Source organism: Tenacibaculum sp. SDUM215027 (genome assembly GCF_050566205.1).
Taxonomy (GTDB): domain Bacteria; phylum Bacteroidota; class Bacteroidia; order Flavobacteriales; family Flavobacteriaceae; genus Polaribacter.
This window is the reverse complement of record NZ_JBNXUE010000005.1, coordinates 27,184-53,700: the sequence shown is the minus strand read 5'-3', so window position 1 is coordinate 53,700 and position 26,517 is coordinate 27,184. Positions and strand designations below refer to the sequence as shown.

Sequence of the window (26,517 nt, the reverse complement as noted above, 5' to 3'; positions counted from 1 at the left end):
GTAGTATCTTGCAATGTTTTAGAAAATGCAGAGAACTAGAAAGCATTTTAAAAGTGAGTTTTATCAAGTGTAAAATTCACTTTTTTGACGAAAATAAATACTAATATTTTAAAAGAAAATATATGGCAGATGGCGAAAAGTTGATCCCTATCAACATTGAAGAGCAAATGAAGTCCGCATACATCGATTATTCAATGTCGGTGATAGTATCCAGAGCATTACCAGATGTAAGAGATGGTTTAAAACCAGTACATAGAAGAGTTTTGTTTGGTATGCATGAATTAGGAATTAAAGCTACTGGAGCATATAAAAAGTCTGCAAGAATTGTAGGAGAGGTATTAGGTAAGTATCACCCACACGGAGATACTTCGGTGTACGATTCTATGGTGCGTATGGCACAAGACTGGAGTGTACGTTATATGATGGTTGATGGACAAGGGAACTTTGGTTCTGTAGATGGTGATAGTCCAGCAGCAATGCGTTATACTGAGGTACGTATGCAAAAAATATCAGAAGAAATGTTATCTGATATTGAAAAAGATACAGTAGATCATAAACTAAACTTTGATGATACGTTGCACGAGCCAACCGTATTACCAACACGAGTTCCTAACTTATTAGTAAATGGAGCATCAGGTATTGCAGTAGGTATGGCAACTAATATGGCGCCACATAACTTAACAGAAGTTATTAATGGTACTATTGCGTATATAGATAATCGTGATATTGAAATTGATGAGTTAATGCAACACATTAAAGCACCTGATTTTCCAACTGGAGGGATTATCTACGGATATGATGGTGTAAGAGACGCTTTTCATACAGGTCGTGGACGTATTGTAATGCGTGCTAAAGCTACTATTGAAGAAGTAAAAGGTCGTGAGTGTATCGTTGTAACTGAGATCCCTTATCAAGTAAACAAAGCAGAAATGATTAAGAAAACTGCTGACTTGGTAAATGATAAGAAATTAGAAGGTATTGCTAGTATTCGTGATGAATCTGACCGTAAAGGAATGCGTATCGTTTATGTATTAAAGCGTGATGCAATTCCTAATATTGTTTTAAATAAATTATTTAAGTACACACAATTACAAACATCGTTTAGTGTAAATAATATTGCACTAGTTAAAGGTCGTCCAGAGCAATTAAACTTAAAGGAACTAATTCATTATTTTGTAGAACATAGGCATGAAGTTGTTGTTCGTAGAACAGAATTTGAATTAAAGAAAGCAGAAGCTCGAGCACATATTTTAGAAGGATTAATTATCGCTTCAGATAATATTGATGAGGTGATTGCAATTATTAGAGGTTCTTCAAATGCTGATGAAGCTCGTGAAAAATTAATTGAACGTTTTGAACTGTCAGAAATTCAAGCACGTGCAATTGTAGAGATGCGTTTACGTCAGTTAACAGGACTAGAGCAAGATAAATTACGTGCTGAGTATGAGGAAATCATTAAAACTATTGAGGATTTAAAAGATATTCTTGCAAATGAGCCAAGACGTTATGATATAATTAAAGAAGAATTACTTTATATTAAAGAGAAGTATGGGGATGATCGTCGTTCAGTAATTGAATACGCTGGAGGAGATATGCGTATTGAAGATATGATTCCTAACTCTAAAGTAGTAGTAACTATATCGCATGCAGGATATGTTAAGCGTACAAACTTAGATGAATACAAGGTTCAAAATAGAGGAGGACGTGGGCAAAAAGGAGCAACTACTCGTAACGAAGATTTTCTAGAGCATTTATTTGTAGGTACTAACCACCAATACATGTTATTCTTTACTCAGAAAGGAAAAGTATTCTGGATGCGTGTATATGAAGTTCCAGAAGGAGGAAAGAACACGAAAGGAAGAGCGATTCAGAACTTAATAAATATTGAGCAAGACGATAAAGTAAAAGCATTCTTAGTAACAGGAGATTTAAAAGATGAAGATTACATCAATAATCATTTTGTTATTATGGCCACAAAACGTGGTCAGGTAAAGAAAACACCTTTAGAGCAATATTCTCGTCCAAGAGCTAATGGTATTAATGCTATTACTATTAAAGAAGGAGATGAGCTGTTAGAAGCGAAATTAACTACTGGAGATAGTCAAGTAATGTTAGCGCTTAAGTCAGGAAAATCAATTCGTTTCGAAGAAGCTAAAACACGCCCAATGGGAAGAACTGCATCTGGGGTTCGTGGTATTACATTATCACACGAGAAAGATGAGGTAATTGGTATGGTAGCTGTAAATGATATGGAAAGTAATATCTTAGTAGTTTCAGAGAAAGGATATGGAAAACGTTCGAAATTAGAAGATTATCGTATAACAAACCGTGGAGGTAAAGGAGTTAAAACATTGAATATATCAGAAAAAACTGGTAATTTAGTTGCCATTAAAAATGTTGATAACACTAACGACTTAATGATTATTAATAAATCAGGTTTAACTATCCGAATGGCTGTAGAAGATTTAAGAGTTATGGGTAGAGCAACTCAGGGTGTTAAGTTAATCAATATTAAAGATAATGATGATATTGCTGCAGTAGCAAAAGTTATGCACGAAAAAGACGAAGAAGAAGATGGCACGGAAATTGAAAATGAAACGAATGAAAGTCAAGAACAACAATAAATAAATCATAACAAAAATGAAAAAACAAATCTTAGCCCTTTCTTTAGGATTAATGTCGTTAGGGGCAATCGCTCAAAAATCAGAACTTAAAGCTGCTGAGAAGGCTATAAAAAAACAAGATTTTACTACAGCATTAAGTACCCTTAACGCTATTGAGGGTTCTTTAATGATGAACGGTGAAGATAAGTATAAGTCTAAGTTTTACTTTTTAAAAGGAAAAGCGTTAGCAGCTACAAAAGATTACAGAAATGCAGGTGAGGCTCTAAATGCTTTATTAGCAATGGAAGAGAATAAATATACTGATGAAGCTAAGCCTGTATTAAACCAATTGATTCAAGAAGTTTCAAAAAAAGCGGTTGATTTATATAATAATAAGAAAGATTACAAAAATGCAGCTGAAGAATTTTATTTAACATATGTATTAAGTCCTGCTGATACTTCTTTTGCATACAATGCAGCAGTTTCGGCTACTCAGGCTAAAGACTATGATAAGGCAATTGAATACTATAGAGAGTTACAAAAAATAGGGTATACAGGTGTTGAAAAACAATATGTAGCTACAGATAAAGCTACAGGTAAAGTAGAAAGTTTTGGTAATGATAAAGCCAGAAGAGATTTAATGGTGAAGTCAGGAGGTTACGTAAAACCTGAGGCTAAAACTTCTGAATCGAAATCGGCAACAATAGTTAAAAATGTAGCTTTAATTTTAAAAGAACAAGGGAAAACAGATGAAGCTATCGCAGCTTTTAAAGATGCTCGTGCTTCTAATCCTAAAGATTTAAACTTAATTTTAAATGAAGCTCAGTTATATGTTGATATGGGGAAGATGGATAAATTTGGAGAGTTAATGAATGAAGCAGTAGCGTTAGATCCAGAAAATCCGACCTTATACTATAACTTAGGTGTTGTAAACTTCAATGAAGGAAGAGTAGATGACGCTAAGAAGTATTATAGCAAAGCAATTGAATTAAAACCAGATTACGCTGATGCTTACATGAACTTAGCAGTAATAGTTTTAAGTAAAGAAAAAGTTATTGTAGAAGAGATGAATAAAAACTTATCAAACTTTAAAAAGTATGACGAGTTAGCGGCAAAGCAGAAAGAAGTTTATAAAGAAGCTATTCCTTTTTTAGAAAAAGCTGATAGTTTAAACAGAAATGCAGAAACAGTTAAAACTTTAATGAATTTATATGAAGTTTTAGAAATGAGTGATAAAGCTTCTGAATACAGAGATTTATATCAATCAATGAAATAAGAAATTCTTCAAGCATGAAAAAACCGAAACTTTAAAAGTTTCGGTTTTTTTATGTTATAAAGTTAAATAGACTAATCAACTAAACGTTTAATAACTCTAAGTTTATGAGTGTGTTGCTGCGTATCAACATTATAAATTCCACTATGGTCTAACTTATCTATACGGACTTTTCCGTGTGCATGAATAATATTATAATCATTCATAATAATACCTACGTGAGTAATGATACCTTCATCATTATCAAAAAAGGCCAAATCACCAGGCTCACTTTCTTCAATAAAACTAAGTACTTCACCTTGTGTAGCTTGTTGCTTAGCGTCGCGTAAAAGATTGTGCCCACATAACTTATATACAGTTTGTGTAAACCCTGAACAGTCTATTCCAAAAGGAGATTTACCTCCCCATAAATAAGGTACGTTTAAAAATAAAAAAGCAGTTTCTACAATAGCAGATTTAGCTAATTTACTATTACAGACTTTGCCCTCGTATAAAAAAGAAGTATTGTTAATACTGATTTTATTCTTCTTAAATAAAGGAAGACGAGCTCCCATAGGAATAGTAGTTAAATTACTCTTATTATCTGTAATAAAATCAATTAACTCACCAGCATAGTGCTTCTTTTCTTTTGATAATAGTATATGTATTTCTTCTGAAATTTCTTCGTATTGTTTATTATCGATGTAGCCTTCATAATTATCAAAAGCTAAACGAATTTTACTCCACTTTTTAGTCTTCTCTAAAACTTCAAAGTGTTCACCAAAAACAACTTGATTTACCATTTCTGAAGCATCAGAAGGTTCTAATCGAAGAGGAACAATACTTAAATTACAAATTCCAAAGGACATCTGCTAGTAGGGGCTTTAAAATATTAAACTCTTTCAATTACCATTGCACTAGCACCACCACCACCGTTACAAATTCCAGCAGCACCAATTTTAGCATTGTTTTGTTTTAAAATAGAAGTTAAGGCAATTATAATTCTTGCTCCAGAAACTCCTAAAGGATGTCCTAAAGAAACAGCTCCACCATTTACATTTACTTTATCAGCCGATAATCCTAAAATTTTCATATTGGCTAATCCAACCACAGAAAAAGCTTCGTTTAACTCAAAATAATCAACATCATTAATAGAGACTCCAGCTTTAGCTAGGGCTTTTGGTAACGCTTTTGCAGGAGCAGTAGTAAACCATTTAGGTGCATTTGCAGCATCTGCATACCCTTTAATTTTTGCTAATGGAGTTAATCCTAATTCAGCAGCCTTTTCAGCAGACATTAATACTAACGCAGCTCCACCATCATTAATGGTAGAAGCATTGGCAGCAGTAACGGTTCCATCTTTTGTAAATGCAGGACGTAAAGCAGGGATCTTTTCCATTTTCACGTTTTTATATTCTTCATCTTGAGAAAAAATAATTGGCTCACCACGACGTTGAGGTATTTCTACAGGTACTATTTCGTCAGCAAATTTACCTTCGCTCCATGCCTTCGCAGAGCGGTTATATGATTCAATAGCAAAAGTATCTTGATCTTCTCTTGAAAACCCATATTCTGTAGCACATTCATCAGCACAAACACCCATGGCAACTTGTTCGTAAGCATCTACCAATCCATCTTTCTGCATTCCATCTTCCATTTTGATAGGTCCAAATTTAGAACCTGTTCTAGCGTGTTGGTAATGAGGAATCATACTCATATTTTCCATACCTCCAGCAACTACAATTTCAGCATCTCCTAAAGCAATTGTTTGAGCCGCTAACATGATAGATTTCATTCCTGAAGAACATACTTTATTTACAGTAGTACATGGTACAGTATCAGGAATTCCAGCAAAAATTGCAGCTTGACGTGCAGGTGCCTGTCCTAAACCAGCTGAAACTACATTTCCTATAAAAACCTCTTCAACCATTTCTGGTTTTAAGTTAATTTTATCTAAAGCTCCTTTTATTGCTACGGCACCTAATTTTGGTGCTGGCGTAGTTGATAAAGTTCCTAAAAAACTACCAATTGGAGTTCTTGCAACCGATACTATTACTACTTCTTTCATGTGCTACTATTTGTTAATTTTTATTTATCCCAATAACTATAAAGTGACCAAAATAATAAAGCTGTTGATTGCTTAATAATTATTTTACTACTGTTGTTTTCATGTATTGGATGAATTGTATTAAGATTTGTTTTGCGAAAATAACCATTTTATAATAAGTACTCAAATTATAGAGAAAGGTTATATTTACATTTTATAAACATCAAAAATGAACGATTTAATCAATAGACTGTATAAGAATAACACGATAATTTACAAAGTATTGTTGTTTCTAATTACAGTTACTGCCATAGTGTATTTATTTCCTAAAGGAGGACAGTTTAAGTACGATTTTCCGCAAGGAAAACCTTGGCAATATGATAACTTATATGCTCCTTTTGATTTTGCTATTCAAAAAACTTTTGAAGAAATAGCCGAAGAAAAAAAGGAGCTTGAAAGTGGTTCAAAAAAATATTTTGTAGTTGATACATCGATAAAAGCAGAGGTGTTACGTTCATTTACTAATGAAGTTACAAACCTTGATTCTTTATCAACTAGTGGGATTAGAGATTTAATTAAAAAAGGAGAGAAGCTTATTGATAAAATATACTTGTATGGTTTTTTAGACGACGCAAGTAATAATAAAGCAAGTAGAGGAGATGTAGTGGTGTTACGAAAAGGGAATTCTATTGATGATGTTCCGTTTTCAAGGTTAGTGCAATCTAAAGATGTTTTAAGTTTTCTACGAACCAATACAGAAGATCTTCAGCATTACAAACAGCGTTTACTTATAAACTACTTGTCTAGTAATTTACGACCTAATGTAACTTATGATTATAAATACAGTGAAAAGGAATTAGATGAACGTTTAGAACGTATTTCTTATGCAAAGGGGAAAGTATCAAAAGGCGAATTAATTATTTTAAAAGGTGATATTGTAGAAGGTAAAAAATACAACGTTTTAAAGTCGTATGAAGTAGCTTCAAGCTCAAGGATTTGGACAAAGTCTAATTACAACTGGATAGTTTTTGGGTATACAATTTTAGTGGCTTTAGCACTACTAATGTTATTGCTATTTCTTGAAAGATATCGATTTGAAATATTTAACGATAACAATAAAGTAACGTTTATTTTCTTTAATGTTTTTTTAATGATTTTTGTGCAAACCATGGTGGTAAAGTACAATTCAGATTATTTGTATGTTGTTCCGCTAAGTATTTTGCCAATAGTGCTAAAAGCTTTTTTTGATGCTCGATTAGGGCTGTTTACACATGTACTTACAGTGTTATTATTAGGGTTTATTGTACCTAATAGTTTTGAGTTTATTTATTTACATATCATTGCAGGAATTGTAACTATTTTAACTGTTTCAGAATTATATAAACGAGCGAGTTTGTTTATGTCGATAGGACAAATTACGCTAATTTACATGGTAACTTATTTAGCTTTTTCTATTTTAAAAGAAGGAAATGCAGACAAAATAAATTGGATGTACTTTGGGTTATTTGCTGCCAACGGATTATTATCATTCTTAGCAGTGTTTTTCATTTATTTTTATGAAAAACTTTTCGGGTTAGTTTCTGATGTAACCTTATTAGAGCTTTCTAATACGAATTCAAAGCTATTAAGAGATTTAAATGAAAAAGCACCAGGAACATTCCAACACTCTATGCAGGTAGCTAATTTGGCAGAAGCAGCAGCGAATGAAATAGGGGCTAACTCTATGTTAGTACGAACAGGAGCATTGTATCATGATATAGGTAAAATGGTAAATCCGATGTATTTTACCGAAAATCAATCCACAGGAGTAAATCCTCATAACGATTTGTTACCAGAAGATAGTGCACGCATAATTTTAGACCATGTAATTAACGGAATTGAACTAGCAAAAAAAAATAAACTACCCGATAGAATAATAGACTTTATCCGTACACACCATGGAACAAGTGTCACTTATTACTTTTATAAAAAAGAACAAGAAGAGAATCCAGATGTAGACATAAAAAAGTTTCAATATCAAGGACCGATTCCATTTTCAAAAGAAACTGCTATTTTAATGATGTGTGATGCAGCTGAGGCAGCTTCAAAAAGTTTAAAAAACCCAACAGCACAATCTATAGATAATTTAATTGATCGTATCGTAGACAAGCAAAAAAACGATAATCAGTTCATAAATTCTGATATTACTTTTAGAGAAATAGAAAAAATTAAAAAAATTATTAAGAATAAGTTGATGAATATCTATCACTTACGAGTTGAGTATCCAGAATAGGTAATTTTTTTATTAAAAAAGTTTGTAGAAACGTATATATAGTTATACATTTGCACTCGCAATTTTTAGTTCGCGTTTCGACAAGAATTAAAGGAGAGGTGGCAGAGTGGTAATGCAGCAGCCTGCTAAGCTGTCATCCTTCGGGATGCCCGGGTTCGAATCCCGGTCTCTCCGCAAAAAATTGCAGATGACCCAATCGGGGTGTAGCGTAGCCCGGTCATCGCGCCTGCTTTGGGAGCAGGAGGTCGCAGGTTCGAATCCTGCCACCCCGACACTGTTTTCGTAGAAACATTAAAACTACGGGCTCGTAGCTCAGCTGGATAGAGCACCTCCCTTCTAAGGAGGCGGTCATAGGTTCGAATCCTATCGGGCTCACAATAAGCTTCACTTTAATTAGTGAGGCTTTTTTGTTTTTGTAGGTTTTGTATGGGGTTGCAGTTATTATAAGGACTTTCTTCATTATTTAATTACAATAACTTATTAATCAAATAGCATCTTTTAAGGTGTACATTTTGGTGTACCACTTTTTGTTCTGGTGTACCATTTTTTTACTAACATACTAGAGTAGTATATTTACGAAAATTGTAGAGAAGTTTAAGTTTTAAAATATCACTATTACTGCTCAAATGAGATAATTAGTTATAATAGCTCAAAAATTATAAAGCTAATTATCTATTTTTAATAATGTTTTATATCTTTAAACTCAAAAAATTGTATTACCTCCAAAAAAATATCAATGAATATAAAAGCCAAACTCTTTGTTTGTGGTGAAGAAAGAGAGTTACTTTCTAGTAGTTTAAACTATAATCGACTAACTGATTGGAATGGTAAACCCACATCTGCCTTAATGGGAGGGGTTTTACAGTTACCTATGAATCACAAATGTATGATGACACCTTTATTGAATGGATTATAGCCAATAGAAATGACAATAAAAAAATACGTTATCCTTTTAATCTTTATCAATTAAGAGATGGGAAAGTAGTCTTTTACGAAGATGATTTTGATGGAGTAGAACTATTCCAATACAACTTTCAAGATGGAGCACTTATCAACTACTATGAGGTTTTTGACAACCAAAAAGGTATGTATGTTACTCTAACCATCTCTCCTGCCATGCAAGATTATCGTTTTTTTAATAATAGTTCAGATTGGAGAAGAAAAAGTCCTACTCGCTATATAAAACCTTGGCAAGAAAGTTTTATACTCCCTATAAAAGAAACTCCTTATAAATCGAAAGAGAATAATAAATCAACAAAGAAATCTCAAATAATTGACTTTTATTATACAGATAAAGACTATAAAAAAGGTATAAAACTAACTTATGGAGAAAAAGCCTATTTGGTTTTGGAAAGTAAAAATATGGTTGGGGAAATCGTGGATTTAAAATTAAATGATAAGGTTATAGACTTTACCTATAATAACGAGAGGATTAAAAATAATACGATAGAAGGTTATAAAATAAAATCAGATACAGATAAAATACCTGTATTTGTAATATCTGAGGATAACGAAGAATTAGAATAAAATGAGCGAAAATAAATTTCAAGTTATTTATAAAGGTAAAGTAGAAAAAGAAACTATTATTCCTGTTCAGGATATTGATAGAGAAATAAAAGACCAAAAAAAGGGGACAAACATTGTTAAAGTTAATGAAGAAGGAACTTCATTAATGCAAGTAAAACATGAGTTTGTTAATGTAGGTGAAAGTATTGCTCAGATTAAGTATAATACAGCTGCAACGGTAACTGAAAGAGGGACAATTGTAGTTAGTCAGTTTAAGCAAGAAGTAACTTCGAGAGGCGAAGAGGTTTGGTATTATAAAAACTCTAATGGAACTTTTGAAGGAACTTTAGCAGAGGCTAAAGTAGCTTTTCCAGATGTAGACTTTGGAGAATTAAAATTACCAGATAAACAATATGTAGATAATCCCGAATTTAGGAATAATTCAATTATACCAAGCTCTCAGCCCCTACAATGGGAGACCATTAATGAATATGATGGAGAAAAAGAAGGGAAACCAACCACTTGGGATAAATGGATGGATGCAACACAAACTGCTTTAGATATTGTGGGTATGATTCCTGCTGTTGGAGAGGTAGCAGATTGTATTAATGGAGTTATATCACTTGCTAGAGGAAACTATGCTGATGCTGCCTTAAGTTTTGCAGCAATGATTCCTTTTTTTGGAACTACTGCAACAGCAGCAAAAATTGTAAAAAAAGCAAAAGCTTTAAAAAAGATAACAAAAGCCGATGAAGCAAAAGGGGTATACGACTTGATTGTTAAAAATGGTGATGATATTAAAGGTTATGTAGGACAATCTGGTAATGTATTTCAACGTTTTACTCAACACTTTAACCCAAAAAGAGGTAAGTTATTTCACAATGTTGTAGAAAGTGGTTCTGTAATTCATAAAATGAAAGGCTCTACAAAGCTTGAACGAGAAATGTATGAGCAGTATATTATTTTAAAGAAATATGGAGGGCAAATAAACCCAGACAAGAACCCTTTAGCAAAATTATTAAATAAAGTAAATCCAGTTGGAGGAAGATTTGATTTAAAAAACACCAAAGAATTAGATGATTTTATGGAAAAAGCTACCGTTATTGCAAAGAAATATAATTTACCAACAACTTTTAACTCTCCTAATTTTTAAATAATATGTATTTATCAGGTTTTAAAGACGCTCCATATTTAATGGTTGAACCAGATTCTAGTTTGGTTAATATCAACCCTGATTTTTTAAAGAACAAATATACAGTGAGACTTTTTGGTAAACATAATCAAAAGTTTGTTGATAAGTTTATTGAGATTTTTAGAAACACGGAGTTTTTAGATATAGGGATGCAGTATGGTGTGAAAAACTCTTTTGTTTATAAATTACCTAATCTGAAAGGTTTGGTTATTCCCTTATATAAAGACGTTGACTTTATTTTAGACTGTGAAAAACTTCCAAAAACATTAAAACAATTACACATTTATGTATATTCAAAAAAGAAAATCATAAATATTGAAGCTTTAAATAATAATTTAGAACACTTAACCATTTCAGATTACGATGAAAAAGACTTAACCAAATTAAGTTCATTAACCAATTTAAAAACTTTAAGTTTTAAAACAGCAAAAATAAAATCTTTAAAAGGGATTGAAACTTTAACCAAATTAAAGTGTGTGTCTTTCGGAGGTGTTAGGAGTTTAACAGACATTTCAGATATTACAACTTTACAAAAGTTAAAATATTTAGAATTTGATATTTGCTGGAAACTACAAAACTTTAATCCAATTGGTGAATTGAAAGAATTAGAGGTTTTAAAACTTTTAGACTGTAAAAATTTAGCATCTATTAAGTTTGTTAAAAATATGCCTAAGCTAAAGCAATTATACACTTTAGGGACAACAATTATCAACGATTTTGATACAACTCCTGCTGAAAATGTGCCTGTTTTTTTTGGAAGTCAATATAAAAAGTACAACAAACAATACCCTGAAAAAGAAATGCAGGAAGGGCAAAAATCGTGGAGTAGCTATTTGTAGTTAATAGAGACTGTAGTAATATATTAATTGAACAGTTTAGTTAAAAAATAAAAACATTTTTTTAGAGAAAACTACAGTGGTTAGAAACATTGTAGTTTTTTATGCAATAAATCTTTATTACAACAATAAAAAGCTATTTAAAAATATAAGTAGTTTCAAAATAAGAATTCTTTTTTATGTATTAAGGAATATAATATTAAATAAAAAATGAAGGGATTAATTATTATTTTAAGTTTTCTTCTTGTATCGTGTATTTCTCAAAAACACACTAAACCTTCTATTGTTTCTGTTTCTAATGAAGAAGCAAAAGATATTGTGAAGTTATATTTTTGGTGGGAAATTGAAAAAATAGATAATAGTTTTTATGACAAACAAAGTAAGGATATTCTAGAAGATGGTTTTTATTCAATCAATATAAATAACTGTGGTATAAGCGATGATATTGTTACGAAAAGTGGAGACATGGACAAGAGAGGCTATATAAAAAAAGGAAAGTTTTTTAAAAAATGGGTTTATTTAATAGATAATGATACTTTAAAAATAGTCAATTATAACATTAAAGGTCTTTTGGACGGAAATTATATCATCTATACCCAGAACAAGAAAACTAAATATAAAACTACTTTTCGTAGTGGAACAGGGTACTATAAAAATTACTGCTTCAGAACAGAGAAATTAAAGGAAGAAGGTCAATATTTGAAAGGAAAAAAAAATGGCTATTGGATATTTTATGATGAAAAAGGTAATGAAACGCATAGAGAATATTATAAAAAAGGGGTTTTAATTAATCAATAGAGTAGGTTATTTATATATTCCTTTTTTAGCTCGTTTCTCATAATAATTGGGTGTTCAACTTAGAGTCATAACTAAATGAAAAGGTATATATACATTATTATTTTATTCTTATTTTCTTGCTCTACTAAAGTAGCTCCAATCAAGGTTATATCAACTACAGAGAAACAACAAAATAGAAAGATAAAATTATTATCAGGTAAGATACTTCCAGTTCCACAACCAAAGGAGTATACTTCAGCAATTTTATTATTGTATTATAATGATTCTACCAAAATTTATGCAGGTTCTGATTTTGATGGAAACTTTACTTTTTACAATTTTAAACCTAAAAAAAATGATGAAAAATCATACATATACGCTGCAAATAAAGGGTGTATTCCTAAAAAAATCATGTTCGATAATTTAAAGATACCCATACTCATTAAATTAAAGCAAGATTCAATAAACGGACTTTCCTATGATGAATATATTAAACTATTAAATAAAAATAGACCTATTGATTAATCATGATTCAAATTCAAAGAGCGTTTCATTCAGCACTTTAATCCTAAACGAGGTAAATTATTTCATAACGTTGTAGAGAGCGACTCTATAATTCATAAAATGAAAGGCTCTACAAAGCTTGAACGAGAGCTGTATGAACAATACATTATTTTAGAGAAATATGGAGGAGAAATTTCAAGAAAAGGAAAATATTTACTAAATAAAGTTAACCCTGTTGGTGGTAGGTATAAATTAGGTACTCCATTAGGAGAAAAAGAATTTTATGAAGCAGCTGAGAAGGTGATAAAAAAATATAATTTACCTTCAACATTTTAATTTATTTTAATATGAACATTGTCAATTTATTTAATGGAAAATATAAAAGGTTAGACTTAAGAGAGACTTCTGACTTAAAATTAGCAAGAGAAGAATATGATAAAGGAGGTATTGATAGTATAAGGGTTTGTAGAGAAATTAATAGAAAGAATTTTTTTAATGAATTTTTAAAATACTTTGAAGATATAGAGGGGCTTAATCTTTCTCCTTATGGAGAAGGAGTTTCTTATGATTTTTTGTATGATATGACAAGTTTGAAGTACCTGCATTTACATACCATGTATCCTGTGGATTTTGAAAAATTAAAAGAGTTAGAAACCTTATCATTATGGTGGAATAAAAAGATGATAACTAATTTTGATAAGCTTCAAAATTTAGAACATTTATCAATTACAGAATTTGATGAAAAAGATTTAACTAAATTAAGTTCATTAACCAATTTAAAAACTTTAAGTTTTAAAACAGCAAAAATTAAATCTTTAAAAGGAATTGAAACTTTAACCAAATTAAAGTGTGTGTCTTTCGGAGGTGTTAGGAGTTTAACAGACATTTCAGATATTACAACTTTACAAAAGTTAAAATTTTTAGAATTTGATATTTGTTGGAAACTACAAAATTTTAATCCAATTGGTGAATTGAAAGAATTAGAGGTTTTAAAACTTTTAGACTGTAAAAATTTAACGTCTATTAAGTTTGTTAAAGATATGCCTAACTTAAGACAATTATACACTTTAGGAACAACTATTATCAACGATTTTGATACAACTCCTGCTGAAAATGTGCCTGTTTTTTTTGGAAGTCAATATAAAAAGTACAACAAACAATACCCTGAAAAAGAAATGCAGGAAGGGCAAAAATCGTGGAGTAGCTATTTGTAGTTAATAGAGACTGTAGTAATATATTAATTGAACAGTTTAGTTAAAAAATAAAAACATTTTTTTAGAGAAAACTACAGTGGTTAGAAACATTGTAGTTTTTTATGCAATAAATCTTTATTACAACAATAAAAAGCTATTTAAAAATATAAGTAGTTTCAAAATAAGAATTCTTTTTTATGTATTAAGGAATATAATATTAAATAAAAAAGAAAGGAGTTTTCCACTGGTTTATTTACTATTCCATATCATTTGGATAGTAAAAAACAAAAGCTTTTAAATAAAATAGAAAATTTAGAAATTGTAAATACACAATTAAGCCTTATTAGTCAAAAGATTAATGAGGCTTTTTTGTTGTTTAATAGTATCTTATTTAAATATCAAACAACTTTAAATAACTGTATAGCTCGAATTATTTTCATTCATAAAAAGAGTTGTTCTTAGGGGATTTTACCTAGTAATTGAGATGAATTAAAATTAGCACTCGTAAAAATCATTTTTTTTTAGTAAATTGTAAGAGGTTAGTGTGTTGTAAATCAGTTTGTTTAGGTGTTTCTTCAAATCTATCGCCTTTAGCTATGAAGACAGTGCTGATATAACACCTATACTTACTCGAAAAAACATTAGAATTAATTTATTAATAAAGCTTAATTAAATGTAATACATGATTGCAAAGAAGTCCCACCCAAACAAAGAAAATAATGAAAAAAGTAGCTACCCTCGTACTCTTAATTTTAAGTGTAACAACTACAGCACAAGTAGGAATAGGAACCTTAACACCTAACCTATCTGCCCAATTAGAGATTAAGTCAAATACAAAAGGCTTATTAATACCCAGATTGAATATTGATAATTTAAGTACAGCTTCACCAGTAAGTGATGCTACAATTAATGAAAGTTTATTAGTTTATAATACGAATAAAATTTCAGGAAAAGGATTTTATTACTGGAATGGAGTACTGTGGGAAAAGCTAGTCGATATAACTACAGTCTCAAACCTTATTGCCACACAAGCAGATAATCAACAAATAACAAGTTTTTTTTTAAACAGTTCTAATACTTTAACTATAGAGCTGGAAAATGGAGGTTCAAAGTCAGTTGATTTATCATCTCTTTTAGGAGAAAATAAATTATTAACAGGAATAGGGTCACCCGTTAGTAATTCTATAGATCCTGTCACAGGCGTATTATATGTAGATACTAACTCTGGGGCGGTTTATAGTTCAGACGGAAGTTCATGGGAGTCAGTTGTGTCATCTGGAGTCGATGGAAAATCTGCTTACCAAACTTGGTTGGATGCAGGAAATAGTGGAACCGAAGCTGATTTTATCACGTCTTTAAAAGGAGCAACAGGAACTAATGGATCAGACGGTACAGATGGGAAATCAGCGTATCAAACTTGGTTAGATGCAGGAAACAGTGGAACCGAAGCTGATTTTATTACTTCGTTAAAAGGAGACACAGGAGCAACTGGAACTAGTGGGGCAGACGGTACAGATGGGAAATCAGCGTACCAAACTTGGTTAGATGCAGGAAATAGTGGAACCGAAGCTGATTTCATCACATCCTTAAAAGGAGACACAGGAGCTAGTGGTACAGACGGTACAGATGGAGAATCTGCGTATCAAACTTGGTTAGATGCCGGAAACAGTGGAACCGAAGCTGATTTTATCACATCCTTAAAAGGAGACACAGGAGCCACAGGAATTAATGGATCAGACGGTACAGATGGGAAGTCAGCGTATCAAATTTGGTTAGATGCAGGAAATAGTGGAACCGAAGCCGATTTTATCACTTCGTTAAAAGGAGACACAGGAGCCACAGGAGCTAGTGGTACAGACGGTACAGATGGGAAATCAGCGTATCAAACTTGGTTAGATGCAGGAAACAGTGGAACCGAAGCTGATTTTATTACTTCGTTAAAAGGAGACACAGGAGCAACTGGAACTAGTGGGGCAGACGGTACAGATGGGGAATCTGCGTACCAAACTTGGTTGGATGCAGGAAATAGTGGAACCGAAGCTGACTTTATCACATCCTTAAAAGGAGACACAGGAGCCACAGGAACTAATGGATCAGACGGAACAGATGGGAAATCTGCGTACCAAACTTGGTTGGATGCAGGAAATAGTGGAACCGAAGCTGATTTTATCACTTCGTTAAAAGGAGCCACAGGAGCTAGTGGTACAGATGGGAAATCTGCGTACCAAACTTGGTTAGATGCAGGAAACAGTGGAACCGAAGCTGATTTTATCACATCCTTAAAAGGAGACACAGGAGCCACAGGAACCAATGGATCAGACGGCACAGATGGAAAATCTGCTTATCAAACTTGGTTAGATGCCGGAAACAGTGGAACCGAAGTTGATTTTATTACTTCGTTAAAAGGAGACACAGGAGCCACAGGAGCTAGTGGTACAGACGGTACAGATGGGAAATCAGCGTACCAAACTTGGTTAGATTCAGGAAATAGTGGAACGGAAGCTGACTTTATTACTTCGTTAAAAGGAGCAACAGGAACTAATGGGTCAGACGGTACAGATGGAAAATCAGCTTATCAAACTTGGTTAGATTCAGGAAACAGTGGAACGGAAGCTGATTTCATCACATCCTTAAAAGGAGACACAGGAGCCAATGGATCAGACGGTACAGATGGAAAGTCTGCTTACCAAACTTGGTTAGATGCTGGAAACAGTGGAACCGAAGCTGATTTTATTACATCCTTAAAAGGAGACACAGGAGCAACAGGAACCAATGGATCAGACGGGACAGATGGAAAATCAGCTTATCAAACTTGGTTAGACGCAGGAAATAGTGGAACCGAAGCTGACTTTATTACTTCTTTAAAAGGAGACACGGGAGCCACAGGAACCAATGGATCAGACGGTACAGATGGGGAATCTGCGTATCAAACTTGGTTAGATGCCGGAAACAGTGGAACCGAAGCTGATTTTATCACTTCGTTAAAAGGAGACACAGGAGCCACAGGAACTAATGGATCAGACGGGACAGATGGAAAATCAGCGTATCAAACTTGGTTAGATGCCGGAAACAGTGGAACCGAAGCTGACTTTATTACTTCGTTAAAAGGAGACACAGGAGCAACAGGAACTAATGGAGCAGACGGTACAGATGGGAAATCAGCGTACCAAATTTGGTTGGATGCAGGAAACAGTGGAACCGAAGCTGACTTTATCACATCCTTAAAAGGAGACACAGGAGCCACAGGAACTAATGGATCAGACGGTACAGATGGGGAATCTGCGTACCAAACTTGGTTAGATGCCGGAAACAGTGGAACGGAAGCTGATTTTATTACTTCCTTAAAAGGAGACACAGGAGCAACTGGAACTAGTGGGGCAGACGGTACAGATGGAAAGTCAACGTATCAAACTTGGTTGGATGCAGGAAACAGTGGAACCGAAGCTGATTTTATCACATCTTTAAAAGGAGACACGGGAGCAACAGGAACCAGTGGAGCAGACGGTACAGATGGGAAATCAGCGTACCAAATTTGGTTGGATGCAGGAAACAGTGGAACCGAAGCTGACTTTATCACATCCTTAAAAGGAGACACAGGAGCCACAGGAACTAGTGGTACAGACGGTACAGATGGGGAATCTGCGTACCAAACTTGGTTAGATGCAGGAAATAGTGGAACCGAAGCTGATTTTATTACTTCGTTAAAAGGAGACACAGGAGCAACAGGAACCAGTGGAGCAGACGGTACAGATGGGAAATCAGCGTATCAAACTTGGTTAGATGCAGGAAACAGTGGAACCGAAGCTGATTTTATTACTTCGTTAAAAGGAGACACAGGAGCAACTGGAACTAGTGGGGCAGACGGTACAGATGGGAAATCTGCGTACCAAACTTGGTTAGATGCAGGAAATAGTGGAACCGAAGCTGATTTTATCACTTCGTTAAAAGGAGACACAGGAGCAACTGGAACTAGTGGTACAGACGGAACAGATGGGAAATCAGCGTATCAAACTTGGTTAGATGCAGGAAATAGTGGAACCGAAGCTGATTTTATCACATCCTTAAAAGGAGACACAGGAGCAACTGGAACTAGTGGTACAGACGGTACAGATGGGAAATCAGCGTATCAAGCTTGGTTAGATGCAGGAAATAGTGGAACCGAAGCTGATTTTATCACATCCTTAAAAGGAGACACAGGAGCAACAGGAACCAGTGGAGCAGACGGTACAGATGGGAAATCAGCGTATCAAACTTGGTTAGATGCAGGAAACAGTGGAACCGAAGCTGATTTTATTACTTCGTTAAAAGGAGACACAGGAGCAACTGGAACTAGTGGGGCAGACGGTACAGATGGGAAATCAGCGTACCAAACTTGGTTAGATGCAGGAAATAGTGGAACCGAAGCTGATTTTATTACTTCGTTAAAAGGAGACACAGGAGCAACAGGAACCAGTGGAGCAGACGGTACAGATGGAAAATCAGCTTATCAAACTTGGTTAGACGCAGGAAATAGTGGAACGGAAGCTGACTTTATTACTTCTTTAAAAGGAGACACGGGAGCCACAGGAACCAATGGATCAGACGGTACAGATGGAAAATCTGCTTACCAAACTTGGTTAGATTCAGGAAACAGTGGAACGGAAGCTGATTTTATCACCTCATTAAAAGGAGATACAGGAGCCACAGGAACCAATGGAGCAGACGGTACAGATGGGAAATCTGCCTATCAAACTTGGTTAGATTCAGGAAATAGTGGAACCGAAGCTGACTTTATCACATCCTTAAAAGGAGATACAGGAGCAACAGGAACTAATGGATCAGACGGTACAGATGGAAAGTCAGCGTATCAAATTTGGTTAGATGCAGGAAACAGTGGAACCGAAGCTGATTTTATTACTTCGTTAAAAGGAGATACAGGAACAGCTGGACAAGATGGTGCTTTATCTGGCACAGGAGATCCTAACGGTACAGTTACAGGTGTTGCAGGTCAGGTTTATACTGATACAGCTTCAGGAATATTATATAAAACTAGTGATGGAATAACTTGGGTTATTGTTGATTCAGATACACAAGATTTGAGCTTGAGTGGTAATACAGTTAGTTTGGTTAATGGTGGATCTGTTGATATTGGAGCTTCTACTCTTGCAGGAGATGTTACAGGGAACAATACTTTAGCAACGACTAACCAAACAAATATTGCAAATATTAACGCCTCTTTAGCTAGGTTGAATAATATAAGAGTTGTTAAAAACCCAACTTCAAGCACAACTATTGATAATACAGATGGAACGGTAATAATTCAGCAAACCGGGTTAATAAATCTTGGGTTAGGGGATGATATAACAATACCAACCCCCAATAGCAGTAACTTAGGAAATAAGTTAATAATTGTAAATAGAGCAGGAAATGGGTTGTTAATTGGTCTTTCGGTAGCTTTAAATTTAAATATCACTGGTGGAGGTACTATAAAAGGATCTGGATTAAGTTCAGGAGGAATATCTTTATTAGGAACGAACACTTCCATAACAATACAATGCGGTTTTGACGGGACAGACTATTATTGGTATAAAATTAATAGTACTTCTTTATAATTATAAATACTATTTAAAAATTAATAATTATGAAAAAAAACATACTCTCATCAATAATTGTGTGTTTTGTTATAGCAGTGAAAGCTCAAACGATAAACATTGGAACTCTTTATATTTCTGAAAATACATTAGTAAGTATCCATGACGATATACAAATAAAAGATTATGGGGCAATTACAAATGATGGTGACTTGTACTTGTTTAAAAATTTCACAAATAATGGAAAGTTCAAGTTTTCTAACAATAAAGAAACAGGTTATACAAGTTTTGTAGGTAATGATAAACAGTTCATAACTGGAGGAGGAACGTCTAGTTTTATGTTTGTGGAGTTTGATAATGAAACTACTGATTTAGCTTTTAATTTAGATAAAGAAATAGAAATTGTAGGAACTACATTTTTTGAAAATGGAATTTTAGAAGCAGAAGAAAAAGGTATAGTAACTTATTTAAATGGGGCTACAAATATAGGTGTTAGTAGTAAAAGTTATGTGAATAATAAAGTTCAAAAAAGAGGGAATGAAGGCTTTACTTTTCCAGTTGGAGACTATAAATCGCAAACTTTTGTTCCTAGAGTTGTAACTATTTCACCACCTTCAGATCCAATTACAAATTTTTATGTCTGTTTTAATTGGGAAAAAGCAAATATAGATTTTAATAAAAAAGAAGAAGATATTGGTTTAATAGATATGAATGAGTTTTGGGAAATTAAAAATAAATCTAATGAAGAGTTGGTAGAACTAACCTTAATATGGAGTAACGTAACCACACCAGAAGTTATTTATTCAGACCCAAGCAAAATAATGATTGTACGATGGAATGGAGAAGAATGGATTAAAGAAAGAGAAAATATAAGTATAGATTTATCGAGTAAAAGTATAACCGCGAAAGTTTCAGGTTATGGTGTTTTTACATTAGCATGTGAAAAGAAAAGAGGAATTATCGATCCTGTTATAGACTTTTCTGCCTCAAATTCTTTCTCTCCAGATGGTGATGGTGTTAACGATGAGTTTGTAATACCAGGTTTGGCGGAAGCATATCCTAAATTTAAAATAAAAATATACAATAGGTATGGTAATGTAGTTTATGACTATAGTAATAATAATGAGTTGAATCCGACTTGGTGGGATGGGAAATCGTATGGTAAATTAACATTAACAGGAGATACAAAGGAAATGCCAGCCGCTACTTATTGGTATGTAGTAGATTTTAATGATGGGGTAACAAAACCATATCAAGGCTGGTTGTATTTAAATAAATAACTATATGAAAAAGAAAATATATTTAATACTGTTAGTGATATTGGTAAGTACAAGCATTAAAATGTTCGCTCAACAAGATCCTCAGTACACTCAGTATATTTATAATATGTCAATAATTAATCCAGCCTATGCAGGTAGTAAAGAAAAAATAAGTTTAGGATTATTGGCGAGATCTCAATGGGTAGGTGTTAGTGGAGCCCCAAAAACATTTAGTGGATTTATACATAGTCCAGTAAGTAGAAAAATAGGGCTAGGTTTATCTTTAATTCATGATAAAATAGGTCCAGTAAGTGAAACACATGCTTATGCTGATTTTTCTTTTACGATTAACACATCAGAAAATGCTAAACTAGCTTTTGGATTAAAAGCAGGAGCAACTTTTCAACAGATCGGATTATTAACGTTAAATCAAGTAGAATCCAATGATCCCCAATTTAGTCAGAATAGTAACAAAACCCATCCGAATTTTGGTGTGGGAGCATTTTATTACAAAGAAAATTTTTATGTGGGAGCCTCTATACCTAACCTATTAGAAACGTTACATTTTGAAAGATCAAATGGAAAAATAACCAAGGCATCAGAAAAAATGCATGGTTTTTTAACAGCAGGATATGTGATAGATTTAAAAAACGACTTTCAATTAAAACCTTCAGTATTAGTTAAGTATGCAGATTCATCCCCCTTGTCATTAGATTTATCGTTAAATTTATTATGGAATAATAAAGTTGAGTTTGGAGTCGCTCATCGTATAGATGATTCATGGAGTGCTATAATTAATTTTAAAATCCGAAAAGACCTACGATTAGGTTATGCATATGATTACACAGTATCTAATCTAGGTGAATTTAGTTCAGGATCACATGAGTTTTTATTATTGTTCGATTTTAATTCAAGAGAAAATACATATAGACAACCAAGGTTTTTTTAGATAGAAAGAAGACTTTATATGAAGAATATACTTGTTTTAATTGTAGAAAACTATAAAAGCTGTTTTTAAACAGCTTTTATAGTTTAGTCTTAATCCCATAAGCCACAGCATTCACCACTAATAGGCATAAGGCAAGTAGCAGCTTCTCTAGGGGCAGGAATATACAATCTCTAATTTATTATTTAAAATCCTTACTATAAAACTAGTAAAGCTTTTTTGTTGTTTAGAGAGGGCTAAAAATGATGTTTACATGAGTTTTCACATAAACCTGTACTTGAATAGCAACCAATAAAATGGAAATTACATAGGCAAGCAAACTGACCTTCTGAACATAATTTAGAAAGACCTGAACCAATTGTAGCACTTTTTCCACCTAAAATATTTCTCTGTTTGTTCTTAGGTAATTTAGAACCTAATTTTGAAATGTTTTTTAACATAGTGTTTGTTTTGTAATTTCTTTAAATATAAGAAGTTATCAAAGGTGTGACGTGTTAAAAAACATAAAATAAGTATGGTTTTCCCTTATTTTATAATTAGATAATAAAAGGTGTTAAATTCATTATCTGCATAACCTACAATTAGCATAGTGATTTTTATAATGAGGTAGTTCAGGACTTAACATTTGGGTAATCAAAACTTAATTTTACTATTGTTAATTTGTGTTTCTACTAAAGTAATTTTGTCAGTTATAAAAGATGAAATTGTTAGGTATGAGGTTATTTTTTTTCTTTTTTTTAATTGTTACTACTAGTCTTGGTCAATCTTTAAAATTTAAAACGTTAACTACAGAAGACGGGCTCTCTAATAACTCAGTAAATGATATTATAAGTGATAATAAAGGGCGATTATGGGTTGCTACTTGGGATGGACTTAATCGTTATGATGGTAAAGATTTTAAAATTTTCAAACATATAAGTAACGACTCAACTTCTCTTGCAGGAAATGTAATTTATAGCCTACAAAGAGATGGATCTAAAACTATTTGGTGTTTAACAGATAATAATACCGTAAGTAGGTTCATAAATCAATCAGTCTTTCAAAACTTTTATTTTTCTGAAACTCCCGTTAACCTAAAGTTATCAAAGAAAAATAATCTTGTAGTAGAAACTAAAAGTGGACAATATTTAGAGTTTGATGGAACGAGTTTCTTAAACGTAAACAAAGCACAAGTAAAAACAAACAAACAACTAATTAATGATCAATTATTACTCAATAAATTTCCTGAAGTAATTATTAATGAATCTTATCAAGACAGAAAAGGAAATATATGGTATGCTACAAGAAAAAGTGGGCTTTATGTAATAAGAAATAATCAGGTAAATATTCACGAAACAAAAATAGAGCACTATACCTACGATTTATATAACCCTTACAGTTTTACAGGAAATGAAATAGAAAAAATATATGAAGATGATTTCGGGAATATATGGTTGGGACATAAAGATGGAGGATTAAGTATGGCTTATGTTGGGTCTGAATACATAAACACTATTGCACCTCACCCTATAGATTACAAACATTTGCCAGGAGAAACTGTAAGAGCGATAACTAAGGATGATGAGAATGATCTTTGGTTAGGCTACTACACCAAAGGATTGTATAAATATAGTAAGTCAGATAAATGCTTTGTAAAGAAACGCTTAGAAAGAGCAAAAGAAAATAAAGATTGGGAAAGAATACGTAGTTTATATACGGCAACAGATGGTTCTATTTGGGTTGGTACCTATGCAGGACTTATTCATGTTAAAAAAACAGAAACTTCTTATTATAGTACGAATAAATACCCATTATTGGCAGCAAATAGGGTTTATGCAATGACAGAAACAGAGCGTAACAAAATATGGTTTGCTTGTTGGGGTGGGGTAGCAGTATTTAATATAAAAGAAAATAAGTTTGAAGATTTCACAGGAAGTGAGTCTTTAAAACCATACCATATTCGAGATATTCTTGTAAGCGATACCGAACTGGTTTTAGCGACCGAAAACTATGGGGTGGTTCTATTCAATATTAATGATGGAAGTAAGCGTTACATTACTACAGAAGAAGGTTTAACAGGTAATAGTGTGTATAGCATTGATAAAGATGAGAGAACAGGATTGTATTGGATAGCAACTTTGGGAGGAGTAACAGTTTATGATAACCAAAAAGGAGTAGTAAAAACAATCTCAGAAAAAGAAGGTTTGCCTAGTCATATGGTTTATAGTATAATTCCTAAAGGAGAACATATATGGGTAAGCACAACAAAAGGCCTTACTTCAATTAATAAAGAAGATTATAAAGTAAATGTATTAAACCCAGAAGAAGGATGGCAGGCACCAGAATTTTCAGAAGGATCTTATTATCAAGATGACAAGGGAGTACTGTACTTTGGAGGAATTAATGGAGTCAACTATTTTGCACCTGAACTAATAGAATTTAATAAAAATATACCTCAATTAGTTCTTGAAATAGATGGAGTTGAAAACAACGGTAATACAATAGAAAAAACATTTTCAGAAAATAATGTCAGTTTACATATAACTCCAGTTTCATATCGAAAAAATAATAACAACTCAATTTTATACAAATTAAAAGGCTTAAATAAGGGTTGGAAGGTATTAAAAAAGAGCCCTATTCTGTATAAAAACGTACCCTCTGGAGAATATACCTTGGAAGTGAAAAATAGTCTAAGTAATGCTGAAGCAGATACATTTTCTATTCATATAATAATTACTCCACCATTTTACAAAACCTCTTGGTTTGTTTGGATGTTGGCATCAGCAGGAGTAATGATTATCGTTCTTGGTTTTGGATATAAGGTTCGTAAGGATAAGATTTATAAAGAAAAACTTAGACAAAAAATTAATGAACGAACTACTGTAATTGATAGGCAGAAAAAAGACCTGGTAAAAGCTAATGTAAAGCTCGAAGACCAAAATCGTGAAATTTTTAAACAAAAGGAAGAAGTACTGGCTTTACATCATAAATTAAAAAATGAAGACTTTGAAATAGATAAATTTAAGACGTTTGTATTGGCAGAATTTAAAAAACCATTAATGCAAATACAGCAATATAGTCAACATAATAGCGTACCAAAGGAAATACAAACAAAACTAGTTGGTCAAACACAAGCTATGGTAGATGTATTAATGGAATGGGATTTTTTAGAGCAAGTAAGCCATATAAAAACTACAGAAAAATCAGTAATAAAAATTAATGCTTTCTTACATAGTTTAACAAAGAACTTAGAACGAAAGTTAGTACAATCAAGAATAAAACTTAGCTATCAAACCCCTGTAAAAGATGAGTGGGTAACCATAGATTTACTACATTTTAAACTTTTGTTTAAATATGTTTTTAATGATTTTATAAAGTATAGTAATCAAGGTAGTAGTATACAAGTAATTTATACAGTAAAAGATAGTAAACTAATATTAAAAGTAGATTCAGATAGCAGAGTTTTATCTGATAATATTGAGAGTTTAAAACGATATAGTCCTTACTATAATGCAGCAAAAGAACTACTATTACAGCTAAACGGAAGAATAGATGTAAATAACTCAAAAGAAGGAGTTGTTTCAATAAAAGTCGAAGTACCATTTTATAAAACAACATTAGAAAAAGCTTCAATGATACAATGGAATCATTTAGGAATGATAGATGAACTTCCAAAAGATAAACATAAAGTATTGGTGCTAAGTAATGAGATGAATTATGGAATATTACAATCTTTATTAAGAGCGGAAGAATATCATTTAATATTTGAAAGTAATATAAACAAGATCTTTTCAGCACTTTCAAGTTTGAATATAGACTCTATAATATTTTATGATGTAAAACTAAATAAAGAGGTACTACAATTTCTAGAAAAACGCAGAGAAAATAAAAAAATATCCCATTGCCCTATACTATATGTTTCTGAAGAGATAGGGTATTTCCAAATGGAAGAAGTTACTAAATTAGGAATAGATAGTACTATTCAACTTCCTGTAAGTAAAGATTTTTTACAAGCAAAATTAGACAACCTTTTAAGTAGTAGAAAAACTCTATTTGATACAAAAACGAATGTAGAATGGATAGAGAATCATAAAGAGGGGCAATTACTTTCACCAAACGAAAAGTTAATAAAAAAAGCACTTACTTATATGCATGAGTGCTTGCATGATCATACTTTTAATATCGAAAGTCTTCAAGAGAAATTAGAAACATCTAAAGTAAAATGCTATCGTGTTTTTAAAGAAATACTCAAACAATCTCCTTCAGAAGTGTTAATTAGCCTAAGACTTCAAAAAGCACAACACCTATTAGGTAAAAATGTATTAAACATTTCAGAAATTAGTTTTGAGTGCGGTTTTGCCAATCCAAAATACTTTAGCAGGCAATTTAAAAAGCATTTTAATATGAGTCCTAAAGCTTACAAAGAACAAAAAGTAGTAGCATAAAAGTTAGCTTCAGATTAGGCTAATGTTAGCAGAAGGTTACTGAAACAAAAGTGTAAGAATTAAGGTGTTTTTATGAGGCTTTTTGAAATATAAGTACTCCTTTTTGAAACCATTTGACCCCTTTTAAAAAGCATCT

At 32.5% G+C, this 26,517-nt stretch carries 18 protein-coding genes and 3 tRNA genes; 18 read left to right on the top strand and 3 right to left on the bottom strand.

All coding sequences use genetic code 11. From position 1 onward, the window contains the following. Window positions 1-122 precede the first annotated feature (122 nt). Together gyrA and ACQYZ7_RS11840 are read left to right on the top strand one after the other, a co-directional pair. Window positions 123-2,624: a DNA gyrase subunit A gene (gene gyrA / locus ACQYZ7_RS11845; RefSeq protein WP_430729953.1), complete on the top strand. Its 2,502-nt coding sequence runs from the start codon at window positions 123-125 to the stop codon at window positions 2,622-2,624. Window positions 2,625-2,640: 16 nt separating this feature from the next. Further along, on the top strand, window positions 2,641-3,879 hold the full coding sequence (locus ACQYZ7_RS11840) for a tetratricopeptide repeat protein (RefSeq protein ID WP_430729952.1): 1,239 nt from the start codon (window positions 2,641-2,643) through the stop codon (window positions 3,877-3,879). A 71-nt stretch (window positions 3,880-3,950) separates the two neighbouring features. Here the strand turns inward: ACQYZ7_RS11840 and ACQYZ7_RS11835 are convergent, their stop codons facing one another. Next, window positions 3,951-4,724 (bottom strand): NlpC/P60 family protein, encoded by a 774-nt coding sequence (locus ACQYZ7_RS11835; protein WP_430729951.1) that lies wholly within the window; start codon window positions 4,722-4,724, stop codon window positions 3,951-3,953. 23 nt (window positions 4,725-4,747) lie between these two features. Continuing rightward, window positions 4,748-5,923: an acetyl-CoA C-acyltransferase gene (locus ACQYZ7_RS11830; protein WP_430729950.1), complete on the bottom strand. Its 1,176-nt coding sequence runs from the start codon at window positions 5,921-5,923 to the stop codon at window positions 4,748-4,750. 208 nt (window positions 5,924-6,131) lie between these two features. On the opposite strand from ACQYZ7_RS11830, the gene ACQYZ7_RS11825 reads away from it, so the two are divergent. The 15 genes from ACQYZ7_RS11825 to ACQYZ7_RS11755 all read left to right on the top strand — a co-directional run bounded on the left by ACQYZ7_RS11825 (window position 6,132) and on the right by ACQYZ7_RS11755 (window position 21,960). After that, window positions 6,132-8,174 carry an HD family phosphohydrolase gene (locus ACQYZ7_RS11825; RefSeq protein ID WP_430729949.1) on the top strand — a complete coding sequence of 681 codons (2,043 nt, stop codon included), beginning with the start codon at window positions 6,132-6,134 and terminating at the stop codon, window positions 8,172-8,174. Window positions 8,175-8,266: 92 nt separating this feature from the next. Further along, a tRNA-Ser gene (locus ACQYZ7_RS11820) sits at window positions 8,267-8,348 on the top strand. Window positions 8,349-8,371: 23 nt separating this feature from the next. Next, a tRNA-Pro gene (locus ACQYZ7_RS11815) sits at window positions 8,372-8,446 on the top strand. Between the two features lie 29 nt (window positions 8,447-8,475). Then, window positions 8,476-8,549, top strand: a tRNA-Arg gene (locus tag ACQYZ7_RS11810). 361 nt (window positions 8,550-8,910) lie between these two features. Continuing rightward, window positions 8,911-9,090 carry a type VI secretion system tube protein TssD gene (gene tssD / locus ACQYZ7_RS11805; RefSeq protein WP_430729948.1) on the top strand — a complete coding sequence of 60 codons (180 nt, stop codon included), beginning with the start codon at window positions 8,911-8,913 and terminating at the stop codon, window positions 9,088-9,090. Beyond that, window positions 9,057-9,701 (top strand): type VI secretion system tube protein TssD, encoded by a 645-nt coding sequence (gene tssD, locus ACQYZ7_RS11800; protein ID WP_430729947.1) that lies wholly within the window; start codon window positions 9,057-9,059, stop codon window positions 9,699-9,701. The genes tssD (ACQYZ7_RS11805) and tssD (ACQYZ7_RS11800) overlap by 34 nt, the downstream gene beginning before the upstream one ends. Window position 9,702: 1 nt before the next feature. Next, the gene (locus tag ACQYZ7_RS11795; RefSeq protein WP_430729946.1) at window positions 9,703-10,833 is read left to right on the top strand and encodes a GIY-YIG nuclease family protein; all 1,131 of its coding nucleotides are present in this window, start codon (window positions 9,703-9,705) and stop codon (window positions 10,831-10,833) included. A 5-nt stretch (window positions 10,834-10,838) separates the two neighbouring features. Next, window positions 10,839-11,711, top strand: a complete 873-nt coding sequence (locus ACQYZ7_RS11790; protein ID WP_430729945.1) for a hypothetical protein — start codon at window positions 10,839-10,841, stop codon at window positions 11,709-11,711. 207 nt (window positions 11,712-11,918) lie between these two features. Then, entirely contained in the window at window positions 11,919-12,506 is a 588-nt protein-coding gene (locus tag ACQYZ7_RS11785) for a toxin-antitoxin system YwqK family antitoxin (protein WP_430729944.1), read from the top strand. Between the two features lie 75 nt (window positions 12,507-12,581). Beyond that, the gene (locus ACQYZ7_RS11780) at window positions 12,582-13,010 is read left to right on the top strand and encodes a hypothetical protein (protein WP_430729943.1); all 429 of its coding nucleotides are present in this window, start codon (window positions 12,582-12,584) and stop codon (window positions 13,008-13,010) included. A gap of 99 nt (window positions 13,011-13,109) precedes the next feature. Then, window positions 13,110-13,325, top strand: a complete 216-nt coding sequence (locus ACQYZ7_RS11775; protein WP_430729942.1) for a hypothetical protein — start codon at window positions 13,110-13,112, stop codon at window positions 13,323-13,325. A gap of 11 nt (window positions 13,326-13,336) precedes the next feature. Then, window positions 13,337-14,203 (top strand): hypothetical protein, encoded by an 867-nt coding sequence (locus tag ACQYZ7_RS11770; protein ID WP_430729941.1) that lies wholly within the window; start codon window positions 13,337-13,339, stop codon window positions 14,201-14,203. 698 nt (window positions 14,204-14,901) lie between these two features. Then, the gene (locus ACQYZ7_RS11765; RefSeq protein WP_430729940.1) at window positions 14,902-19,773 is read left to right on the top strand and encodes a beta strand repeat-containing protein; all 4,872 of its coding nucleotides are present in this window, start codon (window positions 14,902-14,904) and stop codon (window positions 19,771-19,773) included. Between the two features lie 29 nt (window positions 19,774-19,802). Next, window positions 19,803-21,032, top strand: coding sequence for a gliding motility-associated C-terminal domain-containing protein (locus ACQYZ7_RS11760; protein ID WP_430729939.1), 1,230 nt, complete (start codon window positions 19,803-19,805; stop codon window positions 21,030-21,032). A 4-nt stretch (window positions 21,033-21,036) separates the two neighbouring features. Beyond that, window positions 21,037-21,960, top strand: a complete 924-nt coding sequence (locus ACQYZ7_RS11755; RefSeq protein WP_430729938.1) for a PorP/SprF family type IX secretion system membrane protein — start codon at window positions 21,037-21,039, stop codon at window positions 21,958-21,960. 233 nt (window positions 21,961-22,193) lie between these two features. On the opposite strand, the gene ACQYZ7_RS11750 is transcribed toward ACQYZ7_RS11755, so the two are convergent. Next, a complete protein-coding gene (locus tag ACQYZ7_RS11750; protein ID WP_430729937.1) occupies window positions 22,194-22,397 on the bottom strand; it encodes a hypothetical protein in 204 nt (67 codons plus the stop codon). A 273-nt stretch (window positions 22,398-22,670) separates the two neighbouring features. Here ACQYZ7_RS11750 and ACQYZ7_RS11745 point away from each other — a divergent pair, with 273 nt between their 5' ends. Continuing rightward, window positions 22,671-26,381: a two-component regulator propeller domain-containing protein gene (locus ACQYZ7_RS11745; protein ID WP_430729936.1), complete on the top strand. Its 3,711-nt coding sequence runs from the start codon at window positions 22,671-22,673 to the stop codon at window positions 26,379-26,381. Window positions 26,382-26,517: the final 136 nt, after the last annotated feature.